Origin of the sequence: Rhodococcus sp. BP-261, assembly GCF_019835205.1 — a bacterium.
Taxonomy (GTDB): domain Bacteria; phylum Actinomycetota; class Actinomycetes; order Mycobacteriales; family Mycobacteriaceae; genus Rhodococcoides; species Rhodococcoides kyotonensis_B.
Window position 1 is genome coordinate 29951 of the sequence record NZ_JABUCO010000022.1, and the last position, 20816, is coordinate 50766.

Below are 20816 nucleotides of genomic sequence, written 5' to 3' on the forward strand. Positions count from 1 at the left end.
GTTGCGGCGAGTCCATGCCACCTCGTCCCTCCGTTTCTCCGGTCGCTCGAGTCCAGAATCGCACACGAGGTGACACCGGAGTCGCATGAAATTGTCGACGTTGAGCCGCGACAGGCATCGTTCCCACGAATGAACACAGTGACCGCGTAAGCGACAGTCCACTTCGCAACGCGTTCGTTCACCTGCAACACAATATGCACCGTTGTTGTTGCCAAGCCTGCGAGCCGCGAACCGGATCCGACTACACCTCGGATGGTCGGCGCTACTGCGCGCCCAAAGCGCAGTTACCGCACCGTCAAGCAAAATTGACGACAAAGTTCAGGTTGGGTATTACTGAGGCTGAAGCTGCTTCTGAGCGCTTTTGCCTACGCGTTGACAAACAGCCCGTGTCTGGCGCGTGATCATGGGTTCGTGCGCGAATTCGCACTACCCTCGCGAGTCGGGGATCAACCGCGAGCTTTACGAACCTCTTCACGAGGATTGCGCACTGTGACGGAGGTACCGCTGGCTGGCGTTGCTGTTGTTACCCAGCGTCCGGCAGTGGCAGACCGATTCGTGACGGATCGACCGCCTACGTCTGTTGTGCGCTTCGCCGACGTCTTAGAGACGAAACGACCCGTGACAGCACTGCGACGTACGGCACCTGTTACTCGATAGACGCCGTTCCCAAGGTCCTGGTATGTACTGCGGTCGCGTTTCATCGTGTACCCCTTCCACCTCACACACTACCCCTGCCACTGCCCTTCAAAGCCGATATAGCCCAGGCGTTCGCTCCAGGCGTTCGCAATGTTCTGCAGTGCTTCGCCCCATATGGTCGCAGTTGGGGCCAGATCAGCCGTCGGGTTTGGTAGTCCAAGTGTCAGGACTGCAGACGCGACCGCTGGCAGCTCTGGATGCGGTACGGAGATAGGCAGAGCCAGCACCGATCGCCAACGCCGGGTCCCGCCTCCGTCTAGGTCTTGATGCAGCATTTCCTCCCCTCCCAGGGCACGACCTGCAATCCATTGGCTGTCATGTCCGGTTTCGATTCGGCGCAACGCAGCGATACTGCGGTAGACCCGGTCGTGCGCGGCCCATCTCACAAGTCCGCCGGTCCCATCAGCTAGCCACAACGTCACGTTCAGTCGGGTGACGTTCAGCTCTCGACTCATGATCTCCGCGTCGGCATCTAGCAAGTCAACGTAAGTCGTTTGGAGTTCGGCGAACTGGCGACTGTGGGCATTCCAGATCGTGCGCGAACGCTCCTGCGGAGCTAAGTAATTGGCGCCATGCACATGGTGCAGCTCGCGGATAATCTGCGCCGCATCAGCGTGGTCTTCGAGAAGAACGGGTTTGATGCCTATGGCAGTCCATTGGTTTGCCAAAGCATCCTTGGCTGCTTCGAACTGCGCCTTCGTCATCTTGAAGCCCTGCCGGGCAAGCAAGACCAACGCCTCACGATCGGAGGGCTTGCTTGGAAGTGCTGAATGCAGCCAATGACGTACATCAGGGTCCCGATAGGACGTACCGGCGATAACCAAGGCCCCACGTGTCACGGCCGCGCGAATATACGAGGCTTGCCATGCGGAGTCGTCTGCGATGACGTCGTAGAACTCTGAAAGAGTGAGGATGACTTGGTCAGTAGCTTCTCGACGTATAACACCATGCAGGTGTTGCACTGTGAAGTCGGCATCTTCCACGGTAGATCCTGACGACGACGAACGAACAACGGCGCTCGTCTCTCGCTCGATTGCTTTCTCAAGGAGCGTGTCGAAATTAAGAGTAACGAGGTCGGTGCTTGGGGCAGCAGGATCAAGCAGATGGCCCACTGCAGCAAGATGTAGGGGTGATGGTTCCTCGTCTTCGACTTCTGCATACAGAGCTCCACGGAGGACTTGTGGCCATCGCGTACCCGCCGCGGCTTTCGCAGCCTCGACGACCAGCATGGGGTCCTGTCGCTCCATGAGCAAGGTCGCGATCTCAGAGTCCGTGACTGCTCCACTACTGACCAGCAGGCGGCTGGCAAACGTATCCCAGTCGGGAAGCCCCGACGACGTGGAGGCGCCGGCCCCCAGCAGGATCGTGAGGTGGTCCCTTACCCCGGAAGCACGAAACTGGCCCATGGTCTCAGCTGAAAGATCGACGGCACTCACGGCCTTAGAATTCCACAGCGTCAACGGCGGCCGAGAACGGGATTAAAGACCTGCTGACCGTATGCCGAGAGAAGTGAACGTAGCCTCCTCCTTCAGGCGTTGACGATGGCGCCCACTCAAGGTTCGAGCCGCGAGCGAGAGTGTCGGAGTCGATTGGATTGGCCAGGCCGCAGACGCTCGCTAACTGCGACAGGGTCTACATCGACTACCTGCATATGTAACTTATTGAAGACATGCGGCAGTGTAGGCAACCAGGTCAACGCTGTTCAACACGAACGAGGTCCTCCGATGAGCGTGTCCCCGCCGGACTGGGCAGCCCTTTACCTGAAATACCGGGACTCGATGTATCGGGTGGCGGTCAGTGTTCTCCGTCCGTTCGGACGTGAAGTTGAAGCGGAAGACGTCGTCATGTCGGCGATGGAGTCTTTGATGAAGTCTCCGCCTTCGAATGTGCAGACCTGGGAAGCGCTGATGATCTCGACGACCAAGCGCCGGGCCCTCGATCACGTGCGATCGGCCGCCGTCCGGCACGGTAGTCCGTTAACACCCGAGGATCAGCTGGAACAGGCAGACAGTGTCGACGTAGCGACCTCCGTTGCCGAATTCGTCGACCTCCAGCGCTCGGGCGCCTTGCTGTGGGACAAACTTTCGCTCCTCAGCGAACAAGAACGCAAGGTTGCGTGGGAGTACATCGCCCTGCAACGACCGCGTGAGAGGTTGGCTGCCGAGCTTGAGGTCTCACCTGCACGGATAAGCCAGATCGCCAAGAAAGTAACGACCAAACTACGAGAAGCACTAGACGAAGACGGTGATCGAAGTGAACGGTGACTCCAAGAGCAGGAGGTTCGATGCCCTTCTTGAAGCGTACCTAGACACTGGTGTTACTTCTGGCTTCGAAAACGCGAGCGATGACGAGCGTCGCGAGCTAGATGCGGTACGCCGGGTGGTGGAGGCTCTCCGAGATCGCGCATATGCCGTCCCGGCGTTGGACAACGATCCTGTGGCGCAAATGCTCGGTTTAGTACCCAAAGCTTCGAAGACGCTGAATCCGGTTAAATTGCAGGCAGCAATGAAATCGACAGGAATGAAAGCGAGCGAGATCGCTTCCAGGCTTGCAAGTAGTGAGTGGGAGGTTTCCACTCGCGATGTTTTCAATTGGTCTGCAAAAAATGCGTCTATGGTTCCCCCTGCACTGATTGACGCTATAGCAAAGGTACTTGCAGTTACACCAGACAGTCTAGTGGACGTTTCCGCAAGAGAGTCAGTTTCGCTACGAAACGCCGAACTCGGCAATGACCCCCTGTTTGCAAATCTGGCCGTACGGTGGGCAAAGATAAAGCGGGTTACTGAAGATGTGGCAGCAGCGATGCTACTGAGCCGTCTGGACGCGACTGTATACAGAGGGGAAACTCCTCCCAACGAACTCCTCTTGCGGTCGCTAGAAGCGCTTGTATCCGCAAGCGAAAAAAAGAGTGTTCAAGATGAGAGTTGAGGATTGCGTGCGTCTGGCGGTCAAGCAGCTTCAGTCAGGTGTTGCTGCTCGGTTCGCCAGTTCGCCTATTGCCACCCTTGAAGAGGAAATCGGTCTAACAATAAAGGCTGTGGACCACCTTTCGGAAAGCAGAAGCGAAGGGGGCCTGTGCGACGGGATGTCATTTCTCAGTGACGATATAATTCTTTATCGAAACACAGGCGATCGGCGACAAAACTTCACGCTGGCTCACGAACTGGGCCACTGGCTGGTTGACCAGATAGACGAAATTTACGATTGGCTGGCTGAACAAGACGAAGCGGCAAAAATTCTAGAGACACTCTGCGACCGAATCGCTCAAGAACTGCTTATACCCAACAGCATTGTTGTGAGTTCTCTGAGGGGGAATGCCATCTCTGCTCAAGGTCTCGTCGACCTGATCGCGGCGACCCACGCGAGCCGTCCCGCATGTGCTATTGCGTTGTCTGCGCGGCTGCCGCACGCTGGTGCCGTTGTGATTATCGACCGAACCAAACAGACAGTCATTTTCTCAAGCGTAAGACCCGACCCTGAACAGGGATGGCCGTCCGGAGTCCCATGGACCGGACAGGCCATTCCGCCTGGCCACCCGCTGGCCGGGCTGGCCGACAATGGGTTGCTTCGACGACGAAGTTATTGGCTTACCCCCTGGGGGATTCGTCACGAGTACTATGTTGACGCGGTATCTGACGGACGCTACATCTTCGCAGTGTTTGCCGTACACGATCTATGGGGTGCTGAGACGCTCCACTTTGATGACCGTCAGGTATACGACGAGCGGCCAACGGGCGAAATCCACTGCTGTAATAAAGCAAGAACGGTTCGTGGTTACCCGTGTGACGAATGTGGCCGTCAGTTTTGCCCAGTCTGTGAACGATGCCTATGTGATCAACGTGCAGCACGTGAGATCGCATGTGCTGGTTGCTTCACGCTATTTCACTCGAACCTCATCGTCGATGGGCTGTGCATCGACTGCCGCGAGTAGTTGGGAGCTAACTCGCGAGCTGGGTGTGCCGACTACTAGGTGTTGGGCACGAAAGGTGTCTAATCGGCCGGATGAGTTGAGTCCGACCGCTGTCTGTGACGCCAAAGCCGTTACAGCTCCGAGGGATAAGGAGATCCCATGGCTAAGGGCAAGGGTTCCGGAGGGCATGCGCGCAGTGCCATCACTGGTCGGTACATAAGCAAGGCTGCTGCAGCCAGACATCCACGCACATCGGTAGTGGAATCGAGCGGCAACAACAGCACCATCAAGGCGCACCGTAGCGCAGTGACCGGCCGTTACGTCACGTCGCGCCAAGCGCAGAATTCGCCAAAGACGACTGTTACTGAGAACGGTTGACCCGAAGGCAGTTCGTGGTGCCCGAATTAGTCGGCCATCACGGACTGCCTTATGTCGATAGACAAGCGCACCTCGCAGATTGGACGGCCAGTGGCAGTACATTGGGTGAACTACGACCTCAATAGGACAGGTCAGAACTACGAGAAGCTCATCGCGTACCTCAAGTCACACGATTCATGGGCAAAACCGTTGGCAAGTAGCTTCTTTATCAAAACCAACCTCACAGTCGCGGAGTTGCGCGATGCCATCAAACAACATGTCGATGCTAACGATAGCGTCGTTGTTGTAAACGTCGATGGCCAAGGATGGGGAACGTACGGCGTCGATAAAAAAGTTAGCGACTGGATGCACGCCAGTATCTAGAGGGATGAGTGCACCAGCAGGGCGTCTCACCGATACCTATTGTGCACGGTCTTTCGAAGGGATTTCGGCTCAGTTGGCCCGTCAGAGACCGATGTCGGTGACGGCGTTACCGACCAAGGGCGCGTGCTCGCGGCGGTACACCTCGACGGAGTCGAGGCGGGTGTGGCCGGTCTGTCGGGCGATCGCGGTGCTGTCGGCGCCGTTGCGGGTGCCTTGGGTGACGAACCCGGCCCGCAGGGAATGACCGCCGAGCTTGGTCAGCGCGGTGGGGTCGTAGCCGGCGTGTTCGGCTCGGCGACGGATCGTCTTGTGAATCGCGGCCCCGGACAGCGGGGTGGCGCCGAGGTTGCCGTTCTGGGCGATGGCACGCAGCAGGGGCGCCCGGGCGGCGGTACGGGGCACTCCCCCACGGCACACATGTCCTGCGAACGGTTCGCGTTTGCGCAACAACCGGATCACCGATGGTCGGCCACCGGCGTCGAAGGCTGAGACGACCTGCACCCACCGGACGTAGGCGCAGGGTGGGCACGTCTCGTGAGAATCGGTATACGGCAGCGCTTTCACAACTCCCCTGCCCTCTTGGTCGGTCTTCGACTTCCGCAGTCGGACGTGAATGCCGTCGAGGCGGTGCAGCGTGACGTCGCCGCAGACCAGGTCTGAGAGTTCGCTGCGGCGGAAGGCGCCAGCGAACCCGAGCAGCAGGATCGCCGAGTCCCGGCGTTCGAGGACGTCGTCGGCCCAGCCGCGGCTCCGGTCTCGCGCGGTCCCGACGAGGACGCGGATGTCGTCGACCAACAGCGGAACCCGCGGTGTGCGGGGCCGGTCCCCCGCCGTCGCGTACTCCCGGCGAATCCCGGACAGGGTCGCGGTCACCAGCTCGTGCGCGGTCGGTGACAGATGTCCGGTGGTGCGGTGCTGGTGATTGATCGCCGCGATCCAGGTCCCGAACGTGGCGGCGGCGTAGGCTCGCTCCCCCGTTTCGGTTCGGGTGTCGGCCGCGTCGACGAGGTAGGCGGCGACGGCGACCGGGTGCGCCGGCAACGCGACATGTCCTTCCCGTTCGCACCAGCCGGCGAAGCGCCGCCACCCGGCTGCGTAGGTCCGCCGGGTGCCCTCCGATCGGGAGGATTCCACCGCCTTCGCGATCCGCTTGGCGACGGCGGGCGGGATCTCGGGTTCCACAGCCGTCGATGACGGCGCTGGAGTGCCTGCCGCTGGGTGGAAGTCCATATCGGCAGCCTAGCGTAGGTCTCCGACAGGTCCGCGGAGCGAAAACTGTGCTGAACTGGCGTTTCGACGCAGCTGGTGCGGAAAATGCAATTTACGTAGTCGACATCCACAAAATAGGAAGTGACTGGATCAGATGGCAACAGAGGGTAAGAAACGCGACGTTAGTTGAGATTTCCCACCAAAATGTCATCGACCTGACCTGGGACACGTCAATTGTTCTCAGCGTTAGGCCGCACGGAATGTCTGCGGAGCGCGCGCAGATGGTGCCCGTTGAGCTGCGGAGATGTAAGAGGGGGCTCGGAACCGGTCAACATGTCGTGTCTCTTGTTTCCCGGACGGACTGCTAGGTGGGGCGCATGGTCGTGCAGGACCTGCTCGCGCACGGCCGGGATCATGCCGCAGGATGTCGGACGGCATCGGTCATCATCGGCGCACTGATCTTTTCGGCACGACCGCGATCTGCAGCCTGGCGTCCGTGGTGTTCATCCACGAGGCCGCAGAGCTGATCGTTATCGTAAATGCCAGCCGGGCCGGTCGAAGAGAGACGCTCAATGACCGGAAAGCCGGTGCCCCGCAGCGTGGTGCCGGTGCACCTGGCGATCGCAGCTTTACCCATCGTTGACGACGCAGGCTGTGCGCCTGCAGCCGAAGGCAGGTTCAGTCACACCTGCGTTGTCGGTGCAACCGTTCAGTTTTGCTGACGGCTCCCCGACCGAGTCAACCGCTACGAACGACAGCGACGAAGGATGTACCGGCTGGCGCCCTGCTTCGGGAGCACCGCTCACCATCCACAACATCTGGGAGCGCCCGCCCAACTCAGTGCGTGTCGGGTGTCTTTACCTGTCCGGACGTCGATCCTGTGAATGCCTCCGCGAGAGAGACTGCGTCAGCGTTGAGCTCACGTGAAGCTATGTGCCACTACCCGACCACATCGGATGTGTCAGTGATTTGTTGGATGTCTCAGAACTGTCACTGTGACGTATTTGGCAGACCTGTGAGGTTCACACGTCGTGTTGTCGTTCTGGTCTGTTTTCGCAATTGAGACGAACTCCTGTTCGGTGCGCGGGCTGTCGACGACTCGTAATCCCGCCGGAGATAAGACCATACGTAGGGCCATAGCGAAGACCATACGGAAGGACGTAACACGGACCAATGCCGTGGCTCCAACTACGGTTGCAAGTCCGATCTTGTGAGGCTCTCGATTTCGTAGGGGGGTTTAGGACCTGTGTGGCTCTGCAATCTGGAGACTCTGGAGCAGGTCTTGAATATGAATGCGCGTGGTGGTTGTGGTTTCTCGCCTTCTACTGTTCGTAGTGCCGCTCAATGAGTGGGCGTCCTCGGTCAAGGAGAGGGCTCAGTGGGCACTAGTTTCGATGTCGGCGGTTCGTAATGGGACTCGCCCTGTCGGAGCGGCGGAGTGTCCGTCGAGTGGGACGTCCAAGGGTCGGCTTGGGTCCGCTAGTACGCATGCTTGTTGGTGACAGGTTTGGGCTGTTGCCGAACGGGGGCATCAGCAAGTGTTGCCGACCGCCTCGTCTGGTTTTTCGCTGTTTGCGATACGCGTTTGCGAACGCATGCGAGCGGTCCAAGTGTCTCCCTATCGACGGCACGGAGTGTTCTCCATTCAGCGTCTGGAATGCACGAACGGTGTCGACTTCTCGTCCGGTGTTGTGATCGCTCGCCGGTCTTTGGTTCAACTGTCGTCGCTTCTTTATGTCGGATGAAGTGACCGACCCGGTACGATACCGAAAGACTGAAAATGGCGCTTGACCGGCACATATGCATGTGACCGGCTGTGCGGCAAGAGGTAAGGCCATACGTAAGACCATACGCATGGCCATATTTATGAGCAGCCGTTCGACCGTATATGGGTACCGTGGCAGGTGCGGTAGATAGGTCGTGTAACGGTGCAGCGCTACGGCCGCACAGATGGACGGGTACAGGGCCAATCGCCAGGGTAAGCAAATGGTCGTACATCCGGCCTGATGGAGGGCCGTGCAGCAAGCTGTTACATGTGCCGACAATACGTACTGGGTCAAGGCGTTACACCAGGCCTCTAAGACGGATTTATATAAAGCTGAATGTAAGATGTTTCATGCGGTCCTGTCTAAGTCCGCAGCTACAGCGATGTGACCCGCCGTACGTCTGGTCGCGGACAAAGCCTGTATCCAGGCTTGAAGTACGGCTATTGCACAGACTTGACCAAACGCTGTACAAGTGCCCTGCTGAATAGCTGGAGAAACAGTCTGCTAGAGGGCTCTTGGATAGGCTTGAGAAAGCGCTGCAGAACCAGCGTGATGTGACGCTCAAACAACGGCTCTATGAACGGCTGTTGCAAAGGGCGTGTCGTAGGACGGATCTGCGGGCGGTGTCCGGTACTTTCATGCGGGTGACGACAACCGGAACTTCGCGGACAGTGCTGGTCGCCAATCAGAAGGGCGGCGTTGGCAAGAGCTCGATCGTGTCGGCAGTGGCGGGCATGGTTGCCGCCACAGGGCGGCGTGTACTCGTCGTCGATGCCGACCAGCAAGCCAATGTCTCCTCCTCGGATCTCGGGGTCGAAGGCGACGGTGGACGTGGGCTCAGTATTACGCTGCAATACGGGCAGCCGCTCACACCTGTCAGGAGCGTGCGTCCGAACCTCGACGTCATCCCAGGTGGCCCGGCCCTCGCGGTCATTTCCGCTGTAGCGGCCACAGCAGCCCAGACCAACACTGACCTGCGCGCAAACCTGACTCAAACACTGAACGAGCTAAACGATGCCGAGAACTACGACCTGGTCCTGATTGATTCGGGACCTGGTGACGCGCCACTCCTCGACGCCCTGCTCGGCACAGCGCGATACCTCGTCGTGCCCACGAAAGATGACGACGCCAGCTTGTCCGGTGTCGAACTTCTCGCGATGCGTTACCTGCGAGCTCGACAAGCTGGATCCCTGATCCAGCTTCTCGGCGTGGTCCTCTTCGACACGAACCCTCGCGCAACGGCACGCAATCGTGAAGTCTTTGAGCAAGTGAACGACCTTCTTGAGGGCAGCGGTGCCGATCCGTTCGAAACGTTCATCCGATCAGATCGTGCCGCCGCGGTCGATCTTCGGACGCGTCATCTCACTCCGCTCGAACTTGTCGAGGTCGCCGAATCGGACCAGAAGAACCGCCTACAGAGATTGCGCCAGAAGGGGAAAGCGGGCGACCGGCTGTGGTCCAGAGATCCATCAGGGCTTGCGTCGGACTACCAAGCCTTGACGCGTGAGATCCTTCGCCGCGTCTCGAACGCAGAACGCGATCGCGTTGCAGGCGGTGTCTCATGAGCACCCGGAAACGCAGGCCCGCGTTCAACCCGAACGCGCTCGACGACATGGACGATCTGCTCCCGCCCATCAACCTCGTCCGAGACGCAGCCGCCGCGGGTGGCAATGCAGCGCCTCAGGCCGGCGACGAACAGACAACGACTCCTACTGACGGCCCAGCAGCCGGCGACAGACACGACGCAGGTGCCGATAATGTAGTGGCGACTGATGCCGAGGCCACCCAACATGCCAACGTATCCAGCGAGGACTACCCCGAGCGGACCCACGCGCTGACTGTTGTAGCAGACAACGAGACAGCGTCGGAGCGCGATACGGGCGCAGCGGGAACTTCTGCCGTCATCGATGAACCCATCTCGGCCGTGACAGAAGACGCGTCGCTGCCGGACGAAGAACCTGTTCAGGCCAACACCCCACCAAATGAGGTCGACGACAAGCAGAGCTTGCCACGCCGTGCAGACGCGCGCCGCAAGAGCTCACGACGAGACTCGCCGACGACCAGTGCCAACCGTCTCGCGCCGCCCGAAGTAGCGCTGCCGCAAGAGATCTACACCGCCCTGCGCGCCCTCACCCTCGACGAGCGAAGCGTGGATCCGGTCAAGGCACGCTCCTACGGTCAAGTTGTGCTCGATGCCGTCGAAGAGCACGCAGACGAACTGAAGGCGCATTGGACAGGCGCTGTCACAAGTTCCGGGACAGGGCTTTTCAAACGCGCAGAGGCAGGAAGGCCAACACGTCGACGACACAACGCGCCACGAGCACGTATTCCGCTCGCGGGTGTCATCAACTCCGATACAGCGGTTCTGGACCAGTTGGCCATCGACTGGGGCGCCGGCAGCAGAAGTGCCCTCGTCGAACAGGCGTTGCGCCTGTACCTACGCGTGGAGTGAGGGTGTGGAGAGGGGACGGGCCGCTCTCCTTCGTCAAGAGACGCAGGCCCTGGACGAAAGCCGGCGCAGCGGTGAGGCTTCGCAGCTTCACCCGAAACCCAGAACTCACCCAATCTGTCCGGCCCACAGCGGGCTGAAACAACGCTGATCACTGAAGGAGTCTTGGAATGGACCTGCGCAGCAACGAAAGCGGCGCCATCGTCTCGTTACCTGTACGCACGGTCCATCCCCAAGTGCTCTTCGTCGCGTTGATCACCGGCATTGCGCTGACTGTGGGCATTGCCGCGTCCTCGTTCTGGTTGTCCTTCGCCGCACTTCGAGAGCTGGCAGTCATGGCCGGAACCGACCCGACGCTTGCATGGGCACTGCCCGCTGTTCTCGACGGCGCAATCGTCGCCACGACGGTGATCGCGCTCGCCCTGTCCCACCACAACGACCCTCAAACGGTCCGCGGCCGTAGACTCGTGCTGGCAGTACTCATAGTCGCAGCCAGTATCTCCATTCTCGGAAACGGCTACCACGCGACCTTGACCACCCACGCCGTTCCGCCACTGGTAGCGGCCGGAATAGCTACTGTTGCACCAGTTTTCCTACTTGCGATGACCGAGGTACTTGCTGTAGTTCTGCGTGCGCCACACCAGCAGGAAACACGGCTCAGTGAGGCGGAAATCGAGCGCACACAGCCGAATGCCCTCGATGCTGCAGAGTCCACCTCCGAACAAGAAAGCGGCGGACTCGAACCGGCCATCTGGGCGACAGTGCTCGTCTACCTTCAGTATCCAGACTGGGCCTACAACGATGTCGCCTCAGAGCTCGGCGTAGACACCGCGACAGTTTCCACACACCTCGCGGCGTGGTTCGACCTACAGATGACGACAGCCCAACGCTGCGGCAACCGGGAGACCACCACGGTCGATCGACCTCACAAGCTCGAAAAGCGTGAACGCATACCAGCCCTCGCATAGACGCACCAGCTCTCCGCTAGCAACCCTCTCCCGAGGACGGCCCGCAACAGGTATCCGCTGCAGTTCGTCTGTCTCGGTAGGCGGAGTAGCCAGCATGGAAAACGACTTCGCCCCACCCGTGCGTAAATTGCATTTTCCGCACCAGCTGCGTCGAAACGCCAGTTCAGCACAGTTTTCGCTCCATAGAACTGTCGGAGACCTACGCTAGGCTGCCCGCATGGACTTCCCACCAGGCCGAATGCCTGCGGAGAGCACTTCTGCGGCCGTGTCGACGGCGGTGGAACCAGAAATCCCGCCGGCCGTGGCCGCGCGGATTGCGAAAGCAGTCGACTCGTCCCGGTCGGAGGGAACGCGCCGCACCTATGCGGCCGGGTGGCGACGCTTCGCCGGCTGGTGCAGTAGGAAGGAACATACCTCGTTGCCGGCACACCCGGTCACGGTCGCGGCGTATCTCGTCGATGCCGCCGACACCCGCACCGAGACAGGGGAGCGGGCCCACGCCGCCGCGACCTTCGGCACCTGGATCGCCGCGATCAACCACCAGCACCGCACCACTGGGCACTTGTCTCCGTCCGCGCACGAACTCGTGACCGCAACGTTGTCGGGGATCCGCCGTGAGTACGCCACCGCCGGCGACCGGCCCCGCACCCCGCGGAATCCGTTGCTAGTCGACGACATCAAAATCCTTGTCACAACGGCCCGAGACCGCTGCCGCGGCTGGGCCGACGAGGTCCTCGAACGCCGGGACTCGGCGATCCTGCTGCTCGGCTTCGCCGGTGCCTTCCGCCGCAGCGAACTCTCCGACCTCGTCTGTGGCGACGTCACGCTTCATCGCCTCGACGGCGTCCACGTCCGACTGCGGAAGTCGAAGACCGACCAGGAGGGCAGGGGAGCGGTGAAAGCTCTGCCGTGCACCGACTCCCACGAGACCTGCCCACCGTGCGCGTACGTGCGGTGGGTGCAGGTCGTCGCTGCGTTCGGTGTCGGTGGCCGGCCGTCGGTGATCCGGTTACTCCGGAAGCGAGAGCCGTTCACCGGACACGTCTGCCGCGGGGGAGTACCCCGCACCGCCGCCCGAGCACCACTGCTCCGGGCCATCGCCCAGAACGGCAACCTCGGCACAACTGCATTGTCCGGGGCCGCGATCCACAAGACCATCCGGCGCCGCGCCGAACACGCCGGCTACGACCCCACCGCGCTCACCAAGCTCGGCGGACACTCGCTCCGCGCCGGCTTCGTCACCCAAGGCACCCGCAACGGCGCAGACAGCACCGCAATCGCCCGCCAGACCGGCCACACCCGCCTCGACTCCGTCGAGGTGTACCGACGCGAACACGCCCCACTCGTCGGCAACGCCGTCAATCAGATTGGTTTGTAGAGCAAATCCGCAGATAGGATCGTGGGTCACGAAATCCTGGGACTTCTGGACGGAACGCACGATTGCGGGTAGTGATCTTTGGGGCGATGTCGAGAGCACCCAGCAAGTCCTAGACACTGCACTCCTCGAAGCAATCACTCGCGGACCGCTGCCAGGACGACCCGACATTGAAGTTGCAGTTGCGTTGGCACAGTTCGCGCATGACGAGTTCGAGGGGTACGGAACCAGCGGCGCGGAAATCGCTCAGGATGAATCGATCGAAGTTCTTCGCACCCTTCAATCGGTGCTCAAACAACTCGTGGCAGCACCGCTCGAGCTACCGTTTCGAGACTTCAACACCTTCCGTAAGTACTGGAATCGCAACGGCGCGTACGGAAGCTGGCAAGCGCGCCGAGACATCCTCGACCAGTACTTCGAGCCGTTGCATAAGTTCCTCGGAGAACGCGAAGCCAAATTACTGACATCGACACTAGTCTCCGCTATTTCGCCTCGTCAAGTTACGGGATGGCCGCGCGTCGACGAGGAGATCTCCACCTCCGCTGCGACACCGCGCACGGCATAGCAGAATCGACGACGATGACAGCAGTCCCCGGCTCGACGCCCGCGAGCTTCAATCACCCCGAGCAGCCGGACCGTGCTCGGCTCGACGCCGCGGGCGAGACCTTCCGGATGCTGTCCGATCCCACCAGGCTGCATCTGCGGTGGATCCTGAGCCACGGATCTGCGGATGTCACCGACTTACCACCAAGACCGCCGCCTCCCGGACCGCGGTCAGTCAACATCTCGCGAAACTGAGATTCATCGGCATGGTGGAGACGCGAAAGAACGGCCGCAACGTCGTCTACAGCCTGGCCGACGGCCACCTCGCACGCCTCGTGCGTGAAGGACTCAACTACGCAGACCACAGTGTCACCGGAGAACCCGCACACTCGTGACACCTGCCTCTCGGGTGCGTGCTGGTGATCTCGGGAGATTCCACTCGCGATGCCAGGTATCGTCGTCGGGGTGAGTGCGCTGGTGGGAGCGTTGACGCGCTGCATCTCAGGGGTGGTTGCCGTCGCGGCGATCTTCGGCGTCCTCCTCATGGGTTCGGTTCCCCTCGAGCACTCCGCACACGGCCATCCACCGAACACTGCGCATTCTGCGGCGGGCGCTCATTCGCACAATTCGGCAGCAGAACACCCCGCCACTCCTGAAGCTGATTGCGCTAGCGATTGTCACGACCACGTCGGAACGCATGCGTTCCTCGCAGTTCTGACCGTCGCAATGGCGCTGGCGGGAGTACGCGTTGTTTTCGCCGGCACTGCGACAGCCCTGTGGCGCAATCCGGTTCGGACGCGATCGAGTCGGCGAACGGGGCATACGCCGCCCTGGGCGACGCTGACAGTGGAGCAACTGTCGATATTGCGAGTCTGACAGGAATCCTCCGCCTGCATCTCGGCGGACGTTTCCTAGTCGCCAGGTTTCCATTCTCTGCCGCACCGTGTGGACCCACCGGTCAGCCATGATCCGGGCCGGTGCAGCCAGGCCGAGGTAGCCGACAATTGCAGGTCGCGATGAGTGCATCTCATGGGCGGACCGCGGTGTCGCGGCCGGTGACGACCTTGATTCGATCCCGCTCGCCCTCGTCCGCGTTCGCCGTCACGAGGGCCGATCACCCGACCCCGGAGGTCTCCGCAATGCGGAACAGAACTACTACAGAAACCGTCGCCAGGTTCTATGTCGGACGCATCCGCGACCGACTGAAGATGCGCCACAACAGACAACAAGTCCGCACAGTGACCGCTACCAGCCCCGGCGGGCACCTCGTGACGCTGAGAACGGCTCGCTTCTCGGACGCCGCGGCATGGCGGCAGATACGCCTACGAGATCGATCCTTGATCGAACCCTATTGGGCCACAACCGATGCCGAATGGAACGAACGACACACCGATGCCATGTGGATCCACGAGTGCCTACGAGGTCGAGCGGACACCGCAGCCGGACGAGCACTGCCCAGGGTGATCGACGTCGACGGTCACTTCGCCGGGCAATGCAACCTCGAATGGATCGACACCTGGAACGGCACCGCCGAAGTCGGAATCTGGGTCGACTCCGCGCACGGACGCGCAGGAATCGGCAGCACAGCAGCCGAACTGATGCTCGACGTGTGCTTCACCGACCTTCACCTGCAACGAGTTTCCGCTCCCATCGGTATCACCAACACTCCCGCCAAGCGACTGGTTGCCAAGATCGGTTTACAACACGAAGGAACGATGAAAAACTACATGAACGCCGGGGGACGCAGAACCGACCACGAACTCTGGGCGATCACCGCCGACCACCACACGAACATCACTCGGAGCTGACAGGGTTTGCGACCAAACCATGTGGGCCGCCGACTTATTCGATCGACAATCGGTGCACCTGGGTGGAAGCAGTCCGATAGTTGCGGCGGACTCACCGAATCTGGACACTTTCGTCAAGGACTCGTTGACGGTGCGGAAACTGCGTTATTCGATCATCCGATTTGAGGTCATCCACCCTGGCGTCGCAGGGTGCCCGACCTTACCAGGATTATCTTACTCCGCGCGGGGAGAAACGCGGTTGACCAACGACCAGCAGCCTTAACAGACAAACCGATCCGCCCACAACCTCGCTCCACCCATCGCCTACTATGTTGCATAGTAGTTGGGATGCTATCGTCGAAAAGGGGGTGCAGCGCGGTGACAGCTGATCGAACCCGGGCGCCAGCATCGCAGCGACAGTTGCGCGGAGCAATCGGTGGGCTGCGAAACCAGTGGCGGCAACTGACCTCGATGCGCACGGCGCTGGTGCTGCTGTTCCTGCTCGCTATCGCCGCAATCCCCGGCGCGCTGCTGCCGCAGCGCAATCTCAACACCCAGGCCGTCGACACCTACATAGCAGCACGCCCGATTCTTGGGTCCGTGATGGATACAATGGAATTGTTCGATGTGTTTGGCAGCTTCTGGTTCACCGCCATCTACGTTCTGCTGTTCGTGTCGCTGATCGGCTGTCTTACTCCTCGAATGATCGAGCACGGCAAAGCCCTTCGCGCACAACCAGTTCGCGTACCCCGAAACCTTGCGCGTCTATCGCTGCACCATTCGGGTGCTCTTGCCGGCAGTCCGACAACCATCATTACCGACATCGCGACCCGATTGGAAAGGTGGCGTACAGCAGTTCGGTCCGAGCCCGATGGAACATTTACTCTTTCCGCCGAGAAAGGGTACACACGCGAGGCCGGGAACCTACTTTTTCATTTCTCGTTGATTGGTCTGCTCGCTGCCATCGCCGTCGGCAAGCTCTTCGGTTACGAGGGATCGGTCATCGTCATAGCAGACAACGGCCCTGGCTTCTGCAACACCTCACCCGCCATCTACGACTCTTTCCGAGCGGGGAACAGCACGGACGGAACCGGCCTCGAACCGTTCTGCATCAGGGTCAAGGACTTCACTGCCGACTACCTCGAGAACGGCCAGGCGGAGATGTTCACCTCCAACATCTCTTACCAGTCCGCCGACGATATAGTCGTCGGCAACTGGCGCGACCATCAGCTCAAGGTCAACGAGCCTCTCCGGCTCGGCGACGAACGTGTCTACCTCACCGGACACGGCTACCCCCCGAATCCACCGTGACCTTCCCCGACGGTCAGACCCGCACCGAGGCCCTGCAGTTCCGACCCGACGACGCCACCACATTTCTCAGCAGTGGGGCGCTGCGTTTCGATCCACCCGGGGGCACCTACGCTACTGCCGACGAGCGCCGCCGCGGCCAGATCGCGATCGAAGGCCTCTTCGCTCCTACAGCGCAATTCAACGGAACTCTGCTCTCCTCCAGCTTCCCGGAATTGACCGATCCTGCTGTTGCAGTGGACATCTACAAAGGCGATACCGGACTCGGCACCGGCATTCCGCAGTCGATATTCGCGTTGGACAAATCCATGATCGACCAAGGTCGGCTCGTCAAACAGGATCGGGTGAATCTGCGGCCCGGAGAATCGACGACCCTCGCCGACGGCACCGTCATCCGATTCGACGGAGCCAAAGAGTTTGCGAACCTGCAGGTCGGGTACGATCCCGCGCAATTGTGGGTCCTGGTGTTCGCAATCACGATGATGACCGGACTGGTGGTCTCGTTGGTGATCAAACGACGTCGCGTGTGGTTCCGAGTACACCCGTACGGAGAGGGTCGAACGCACGTGGAAATGGGCGGGCTCGCTCGTACCGATCACGCCGGATGGGGACCCGAATTCGAGACCCTGCGCACCGATATTTGGACGTCGCATGCAAAGACCCACTCCGAGACCCTCGACACAGAAACGGTGTAGCGCCATGCCGATCGACGACAGTCTTGCCCGCTGGAGCGACATCAGTTTCGAAACCGCTTTCGTGATCTACCTTCTCGCAACGATGTTGTTCACAGCGCAACTCGCCACGACGCGGACAACGACCTTGCGCCGGGCCGGGAGTCCGTATCCTCAGCTGGTCGCTGCGACATCGTCCACGCCGGGATACGTGCCGACACCCGAGCGAAGAGCCCCGGCCGAACGCCTGGGCCGCATGGGGCTGGCCCTGGTGGTGCTCGCGCTCACCCTGCATACCGGGGCGATCGTCCTGCGCGGGATTGCCACGGGGCGACCGCCGTGGGGCAACATGTACGAGTTCGTCTCCGTCACATGCGCGGCCGGCGTCTTGGCCGGATTGATCGTGCTCCGCTCGCAACAACTGCGCACACTGTGGTCGTTCGTTCTGGTGCCGATTCTGATCCTGCTGTTCGTTGCTGGAACTGTGCTCTATGCCGACGCGGCACCGGTCGTACCGGCCTTGCAGTCCTATTGGCTCCCGGTACACGTCTCGATCGTCTCGCTCGGGAGCGGGGTGTTTCTGATTTCCGGTGCAGCAAGCACGCTGTTCTTGATTCGGCTCCGATATCCCGTCACCGACAGCGGAGTGGGTCGGATCGTTGCACGTCTGCCCTCGGCGCAGTCGCTCGATGTACTTGCGTACAAGACCACGGTGTTCGCGTTCCCGCTCTTCGGAATCGGTGTCATCCTCGGCGCGATCTGGGCCGAAGCTGCGTGGGGTCGGTTCTGGGGCTGGGATCCGAAGGAGACCGTCTCGTTCATTGCATGGATCATCTACGCCGCGTACTTGCACGCGCGGGCCACCACTGGGTGGCGTGATACCCGGGCCGCATGGATCAACATCGCTGGATTCGTGGCGATGCTGTTCAACCTGTTCATCATCAACATGGTCGTCTCTGGTCTGCACTCCTACGCAGGCTTGAATTGATTTCGCGTGCGAGCCGGCGACGCCTGCCCCGGCGAGGCCGTGCGGTGCCCGATGGCGGTCTCGTCGATCTCGCGGCCATCCGGCTCGTTCCCTCGCTGCCCGCCGTGGCAGCTGCGTCGATTGCTGCCGTCGCACTTCTGGTCTCCGGGTGCGCCGCCGGCACCGGAGCATCTGCCGCGCCCTCCGGCGGTACCTTCGACTTCGTGGCACCCGGCGGACAGACCGACATCTTCTACGATCCACCCGAAACACGATCTACCGTAGGCGAACTCGCCGGACCCGATCTGATGGAGGAAGGAGAAAGCACTGCTCTGTCGGACTACGACGGTGACGTCGTGGTGATCAATCTGTGGGGTCAATGGTGCGCGCCGTGCCGCGGCGAAGCCGACGACCTCGAAGAGGTCTTCGAAGCCACCCGCGAGCGCGGAGTGCAGTTCCTCGGTATCAACGTTCGAGATCCCCAGAAGGACAAAGCGCAGGACTTCGTCGTCGACAACAACGTCTCGTACCCGTCGATCTACGACCCCTCGATGCGGACACTGATCGCCCTCGGCGGCAACTACCCGACGAGTGTGATTCCGTCGACGCTGGTCCTGGACCGACAACACCGAGTCGCCGCGGTGTTCATGCGCGCATTGCTCACCGAGGACCTCCTCCCGGTCGTCGAACGCGTGGCCGCCGAATGACCGACCTTCTTGCCCAAGGTGTCGGCTCGACATTCCAGAATGCTGCATCCAGCGGCCCCCTGGTCCTCGCGATAGCCGCGTGCATGCTCGCTGGTCTGGTCTCGTTCGCCTCCCCGTGCGTCGTGCCGCTGGTACCGGGCTACCTGTCCTACCTGGCGGGCATCGCCGGTGCCGACGCCCAACCGCTCGGGCCCGCCACGGCGAACGGAGCGCCCCGAAAACTGGCGAGCCGCTGGCGCGTGGCCGGCGCTGCGTCGTTGTTCGTTGCCGGGTTCACCATAGTCTTCGTCCTGGCCACCGCCTCGATCTTCGGGGTCATCGGCACCCTGCGTATCAACGAGCAGGTGCTCCAACAGGTCGGCGGTGTCATCACGATCATCATGGGATTGACCTTCATCGGCTTCATTCCCGCCCTGCAACGTGACACCCGCTTCGCACCGCAACGCATCTCCTCGCTCGCAGGAGCTCCGCTGCTCGGCGGGGTGTTCGCGCTCGGATGGACACCATGTCTGGGTCCCACCCTCGCCGGGGTGCTGTCGGTGGCAGCGGGCACCGAAGGCGCGACCGCAGCACGAGGGGTCACTCTCATCGTCGCCTACTGTCTGGGACTGGGCCTGCCGTTCGTCGTCCTGGCCTTCGGATCGAGTTCGGCGATGCGCGGCGTCGGATGGCTCCGACGGAACTCGCAGAAGATCAAGGTGGCGGGCGGCATCATCATGATCGCCGTAGGTATCGCGCTGCTGACAGGAGTATGGGGTCTGTTCATCGCGTGGATACGCAATGAATTCGTCAGTTCGGTCGTCTTACCCATCTGACAGTGAAGTCGGCCAATTCACACGTTCGAGCCGCGCTGCGTAGTTCGGCGTGATTGCGGCACTGTCGTGGGATTGAGCAGCTGGCCCGGAACCAAGGACGGGTCAGGTATCCCGATAGCGAAGTGCAGGGCTCGGCATCGGCCGAACCCTGCACTTCGATCGACAGCTTTCGATCGACGGTTACTGAACCAGCAGGCCTTCCATCGTGGAGATTTCGCTCTGCTGTTCATCGATGATCGTGGAGGCAAGCTCCTTGGCATCAGGATTGGAACCGTCGGTCAATTCGATCTGAGCCATCTCGATTGCTCCCTTGTGATGCTCGATCATCATGGTGAGCCACATCGAGTCGAACTCCGCGCCGCTGGCAGCCGACAACCTGTCCATGTCTTCCTGGCTCATCATGCCGCTCATGCCACCGCTGCCCATGTCCATACCGCCCATGTCCATACCGCCCATGTCTGTAGACGCAGCGGGCTGTCCCCAGGCAGCGAGCAGAGCGTTCATCTGCTCCATCTCCGGTGCTTGAGCTGCTTCGATGGCTTGGGCCAGCTCGATGATCTGAGCGTTCTCGGTTCGGCCATCGACAAGTGAAGACATGTCCACCGCTTGCGCGTGGTGGGGGTACATCCCTTGAACGAACGTGACATCGGCATCGTTGAACACCGCGGATGCGTCGGCTGAGGCTTCGGAAGACGACGAGGCCGGTGTATCGCCGCTGGACATACCCGGCATATCCATCCCGCCGTCGTTACTGCTGCACCCGGCGAGAACTGCGGCGGCGACGGCGGAAGCCGCCGTGATCGCGATCCTGAAGCGGGTAGATCGGTTCGAACGCATAGCAAACTCCTGAAATTGTCGGGGTGGTTCGGATCGACGGGCGCATTGGCCCGTCGTCATCTGCGTC

Annotated in this window: 17 protein-coding genes and 2 pseudogenes; 16 read left to right on the forward strand and 3 right to left on the reverse strand. The window is 61.0% G+C overall.

The annotated features are described in order from the left end of the window. Window positions 1–725 precede the first annotated feature (725 nt). Window positions 726–2132: an SIR2 family protein gene (locus tag HQ354_RS20330; RefSeq protein ID WP_308115244.1), complete on the reverse strand. Its 1407-nt coding sequence runs from the start codon at window positions 2130–2132 to the stop codon at window positions 726–728. A gap of 288 nt (window positions 2133–2420) precedes the next feature. On the opposite strand from HQ354_RS20330, the gene HQ354_RS20335 reads away from it, so the two are divergent. The 4 genes from HQ354_RS20335 to HQ354_RS20350 all read left to right on the forward strand — a co-directional run bounded on the left by HQ354_RS20335 (window position 2421) and on the right by HQ354_RS20350 (window position 5347). Next, complete coding sequence (locus HQ354_RS20335) at window positions 2421–2960, forward strand: sigma-70 family RNA polymerase sigma factor (protein ID WP_222635442.1); 540 nt, start codon at window positions 2421–2423, stop codon at window positions 2958–2960. Then, window positions 2941–3624 (forward strand): hypothetical protein, encoded by a 684-nt coding sequence (locus tag HQ354_RS20340; protein ID WP_222635443.1) that lies wholly within the window; start codon window positions 2941–2943, stop codon window positions 3622–3624. Before HQ354_RS20335 ends, HQ354_RS20340 begins: the two co-directional genes overlap by 20 nt. Next, complete coding sequence (locus tag HQ354_RS20345) at window positions 3614–4627, forward strand: ImmA/IrrE family metallo-endopeptidase (protein ID WP_222635444.1); 1014 nt, start codon at window positions 3614–3616, stop codon at window positions 4625–4627. Before HQ354_RS20340 ends, HQ354_RS20345 begins: the two co-directional genes overlap by 11 nt. 408 nt (window positions 4628–5035) lie before the next feature. Continuing rightward, window positions 5036–5347: a hypothetical protein gene (locus HQ354_RS20350; protein WP_222635445.1), complete on the forward strand. Its 312-nt coding sequence runs from the start codon at window positions 5036–5038 to the stop codon at window positions 5345–5347. A gap of 81 nt (window positions 5348–5428) precedes the next feature. Here the strand turns inward: HQ354_RS20350 and HQ354_RS20355 are convergent, their stop codons facing one another. Beyond that, on the reverse strand, window positions 5429–6577 hold the full coding sequence (locus tag HQ354_RS20355; protein ID WP_222635446.1) for a tyrosine-type recombinase/integrase: 1149 nt from the start codon (window positions 6575–6577) through the stop codon (window positions 5429–5431). Window positions 6578–6980: 403 nt separating this feature from the next. On the opposite strand from HQ354_RS20355, the gene HQ354_RS20360 reads away from it, so the two are divergent. The 12 genes and pseudogenes from HQ354_RS20360 (at window position 6981) to HQ354_RS20415 (ending at window position 19912) form a co-directional block, all read left to right on the forward strand. Further along, window positions 6981–7199 carry a hypothetical protein gene (locus HQ354_RS20360; protein ID WP_222635447.1) on the forward strand — a complete coding sequence of 73 codons (219 nt, stop codon included), beginning with the start codon at window positions 6981–6983 and terminating at the stop codon, window positions 7197–7199. Between the two features lie 1761 nt (window positions 7200–8960). Beyond that, window positions 8961–9887, forward strand: coding sequence for a ParA family protein (locus HQ354_RS20365; RefSeq protein WP_222635473.1), 927 nt, complete (start codon window positions 8961–8963; stop codon window positions 9885–9887). Further along, the gene (locus HQ354_RS20370) at window positions 9884–10774 is read left to right on the forward strand and encodes a hypothetical protein (protein ID WP_222635448.1); all 891 of its coding nucleotides are present in this window, start codon (window positions 9884–9886) and stop codon (window positions 10772–10774) included. Before HQ354_RS20365 ends, HQ354_RS20370 begins: the two co-directional genes overlap by 4 nt. Before the next feature lie 233 nt (window positions 10775–11007). Further along, a complete protein-coding gene (locus HQ354_RS20375; RefSeq protein WP_308115246.1) occupies window positions 11008–11739 on the forward strand; it encodes a DUF2637 domain-containing protein in 732 nt (243 codons plus the stop codon). A gap of 217 nt (window positions 11740–11956) precedes the next feature. After that, window positions 11957–13117 (forward strand): tyrosine-type recombinase/integrase, encoded by a 1161-nt coding sequence (locus HQ354_RS20380; protein WP_068422510.1) that lies wholly within the window; start codon window positions 11957–11959, stop codon window positions 13115–13117. Window positions 13118–13400: 283 nt separating this feature from the next. Beyond that, window positions 13401–13679, forward strand: a complete 279-nt coding sequence (locus HQ354_RS20385) for a hypothetical protein (RefSeq protein WP_222635450.1) — start codon at window positions 13401–13403, stop codon at window positions 13677–13679. Between the two features lie 14 nt (window positions 13680–13693). After that, a pseudogene (locus HQ354_RS20390) lies at window positions 13694–14052 on the forward strand (ArsR/SmtB family transcription factor). A gap of 843 nt (window positions 14053–14895) precedes the next feature. Then, the gene (locus HQ354_RS20395; protein WP_254303417.1) at window positions 14896–15465 is read left to right on the forward strand and encodes a GNAT family N-acetyltransferase; all 570 of its coding nucleotides are present in this window, start codon (window positions 14896–14898) and stop codon (window positions 15463–15465) included. A gap of 327 nt (window positions 15466–15792) precedes the next feature. Next, a pseudogene (locus HQ354_RS20400) lies at window positions 15793–17447 on the forward strand (cytochrome c biogenesis protein ResB). Window positions 17448–17451: 4 nt separating this feature from the next. Further along, a complete protein-coding gene (gene ccsB / locus HQ354_RS20405) occupies window positions 17452–18411 on the forward strand; it encodes a c-type cytochrome biogenesis protein CcsB (RefSeq protein WP_222635451.1) in 960 nt (319 codons plus the stop codon). A 104-nt stretch (window positions 18412–18515) separates the two neighbouring features. Continuing rightward, on the forward strand, window positions 18516–19097 hold the full coding sequence (locus HQ354_RS20410) for a TlpA disulfide reductase family protein (protein ID WP_308115250.1): 582 nt from the start codon (window positions 18516–18518) through the stop codon (window positions 19095–19097). Further along, window positions 19094–19912 (forward strand): cytochrome c biogenesis CcdA family protein, encoded by an 819-nt coding sequence (locus HQ354_RS20415; protein WP_222635453.1) that lies wholly within the window; start codon window positions 19094–19096, stop codon window positions 19910–19912. The genes HQ354_RS20410 and HQ354_RS20415 overlap by 4 nt, the downstream gene beginning before the upstream one ends. Window positions 19913–20092: 180 nt before the next feature. On the opposite strand, the gene HQ354_RS20420 is transcribed toward HQ354_RS20415, so the two are convergent. Continuing rightward, a complete protein-coding gene (locus HQ354_RS20420) occupies window positions 20093–20749 on the reverse strand; it encodes a DUF305 domain-containing protein (RefSeq protein WP_222635454.1) in 657 nt (218 codons plus the stop codon). Between the last annotated feature and the right edge of the window lie 67 nt (window positions 20750–20816).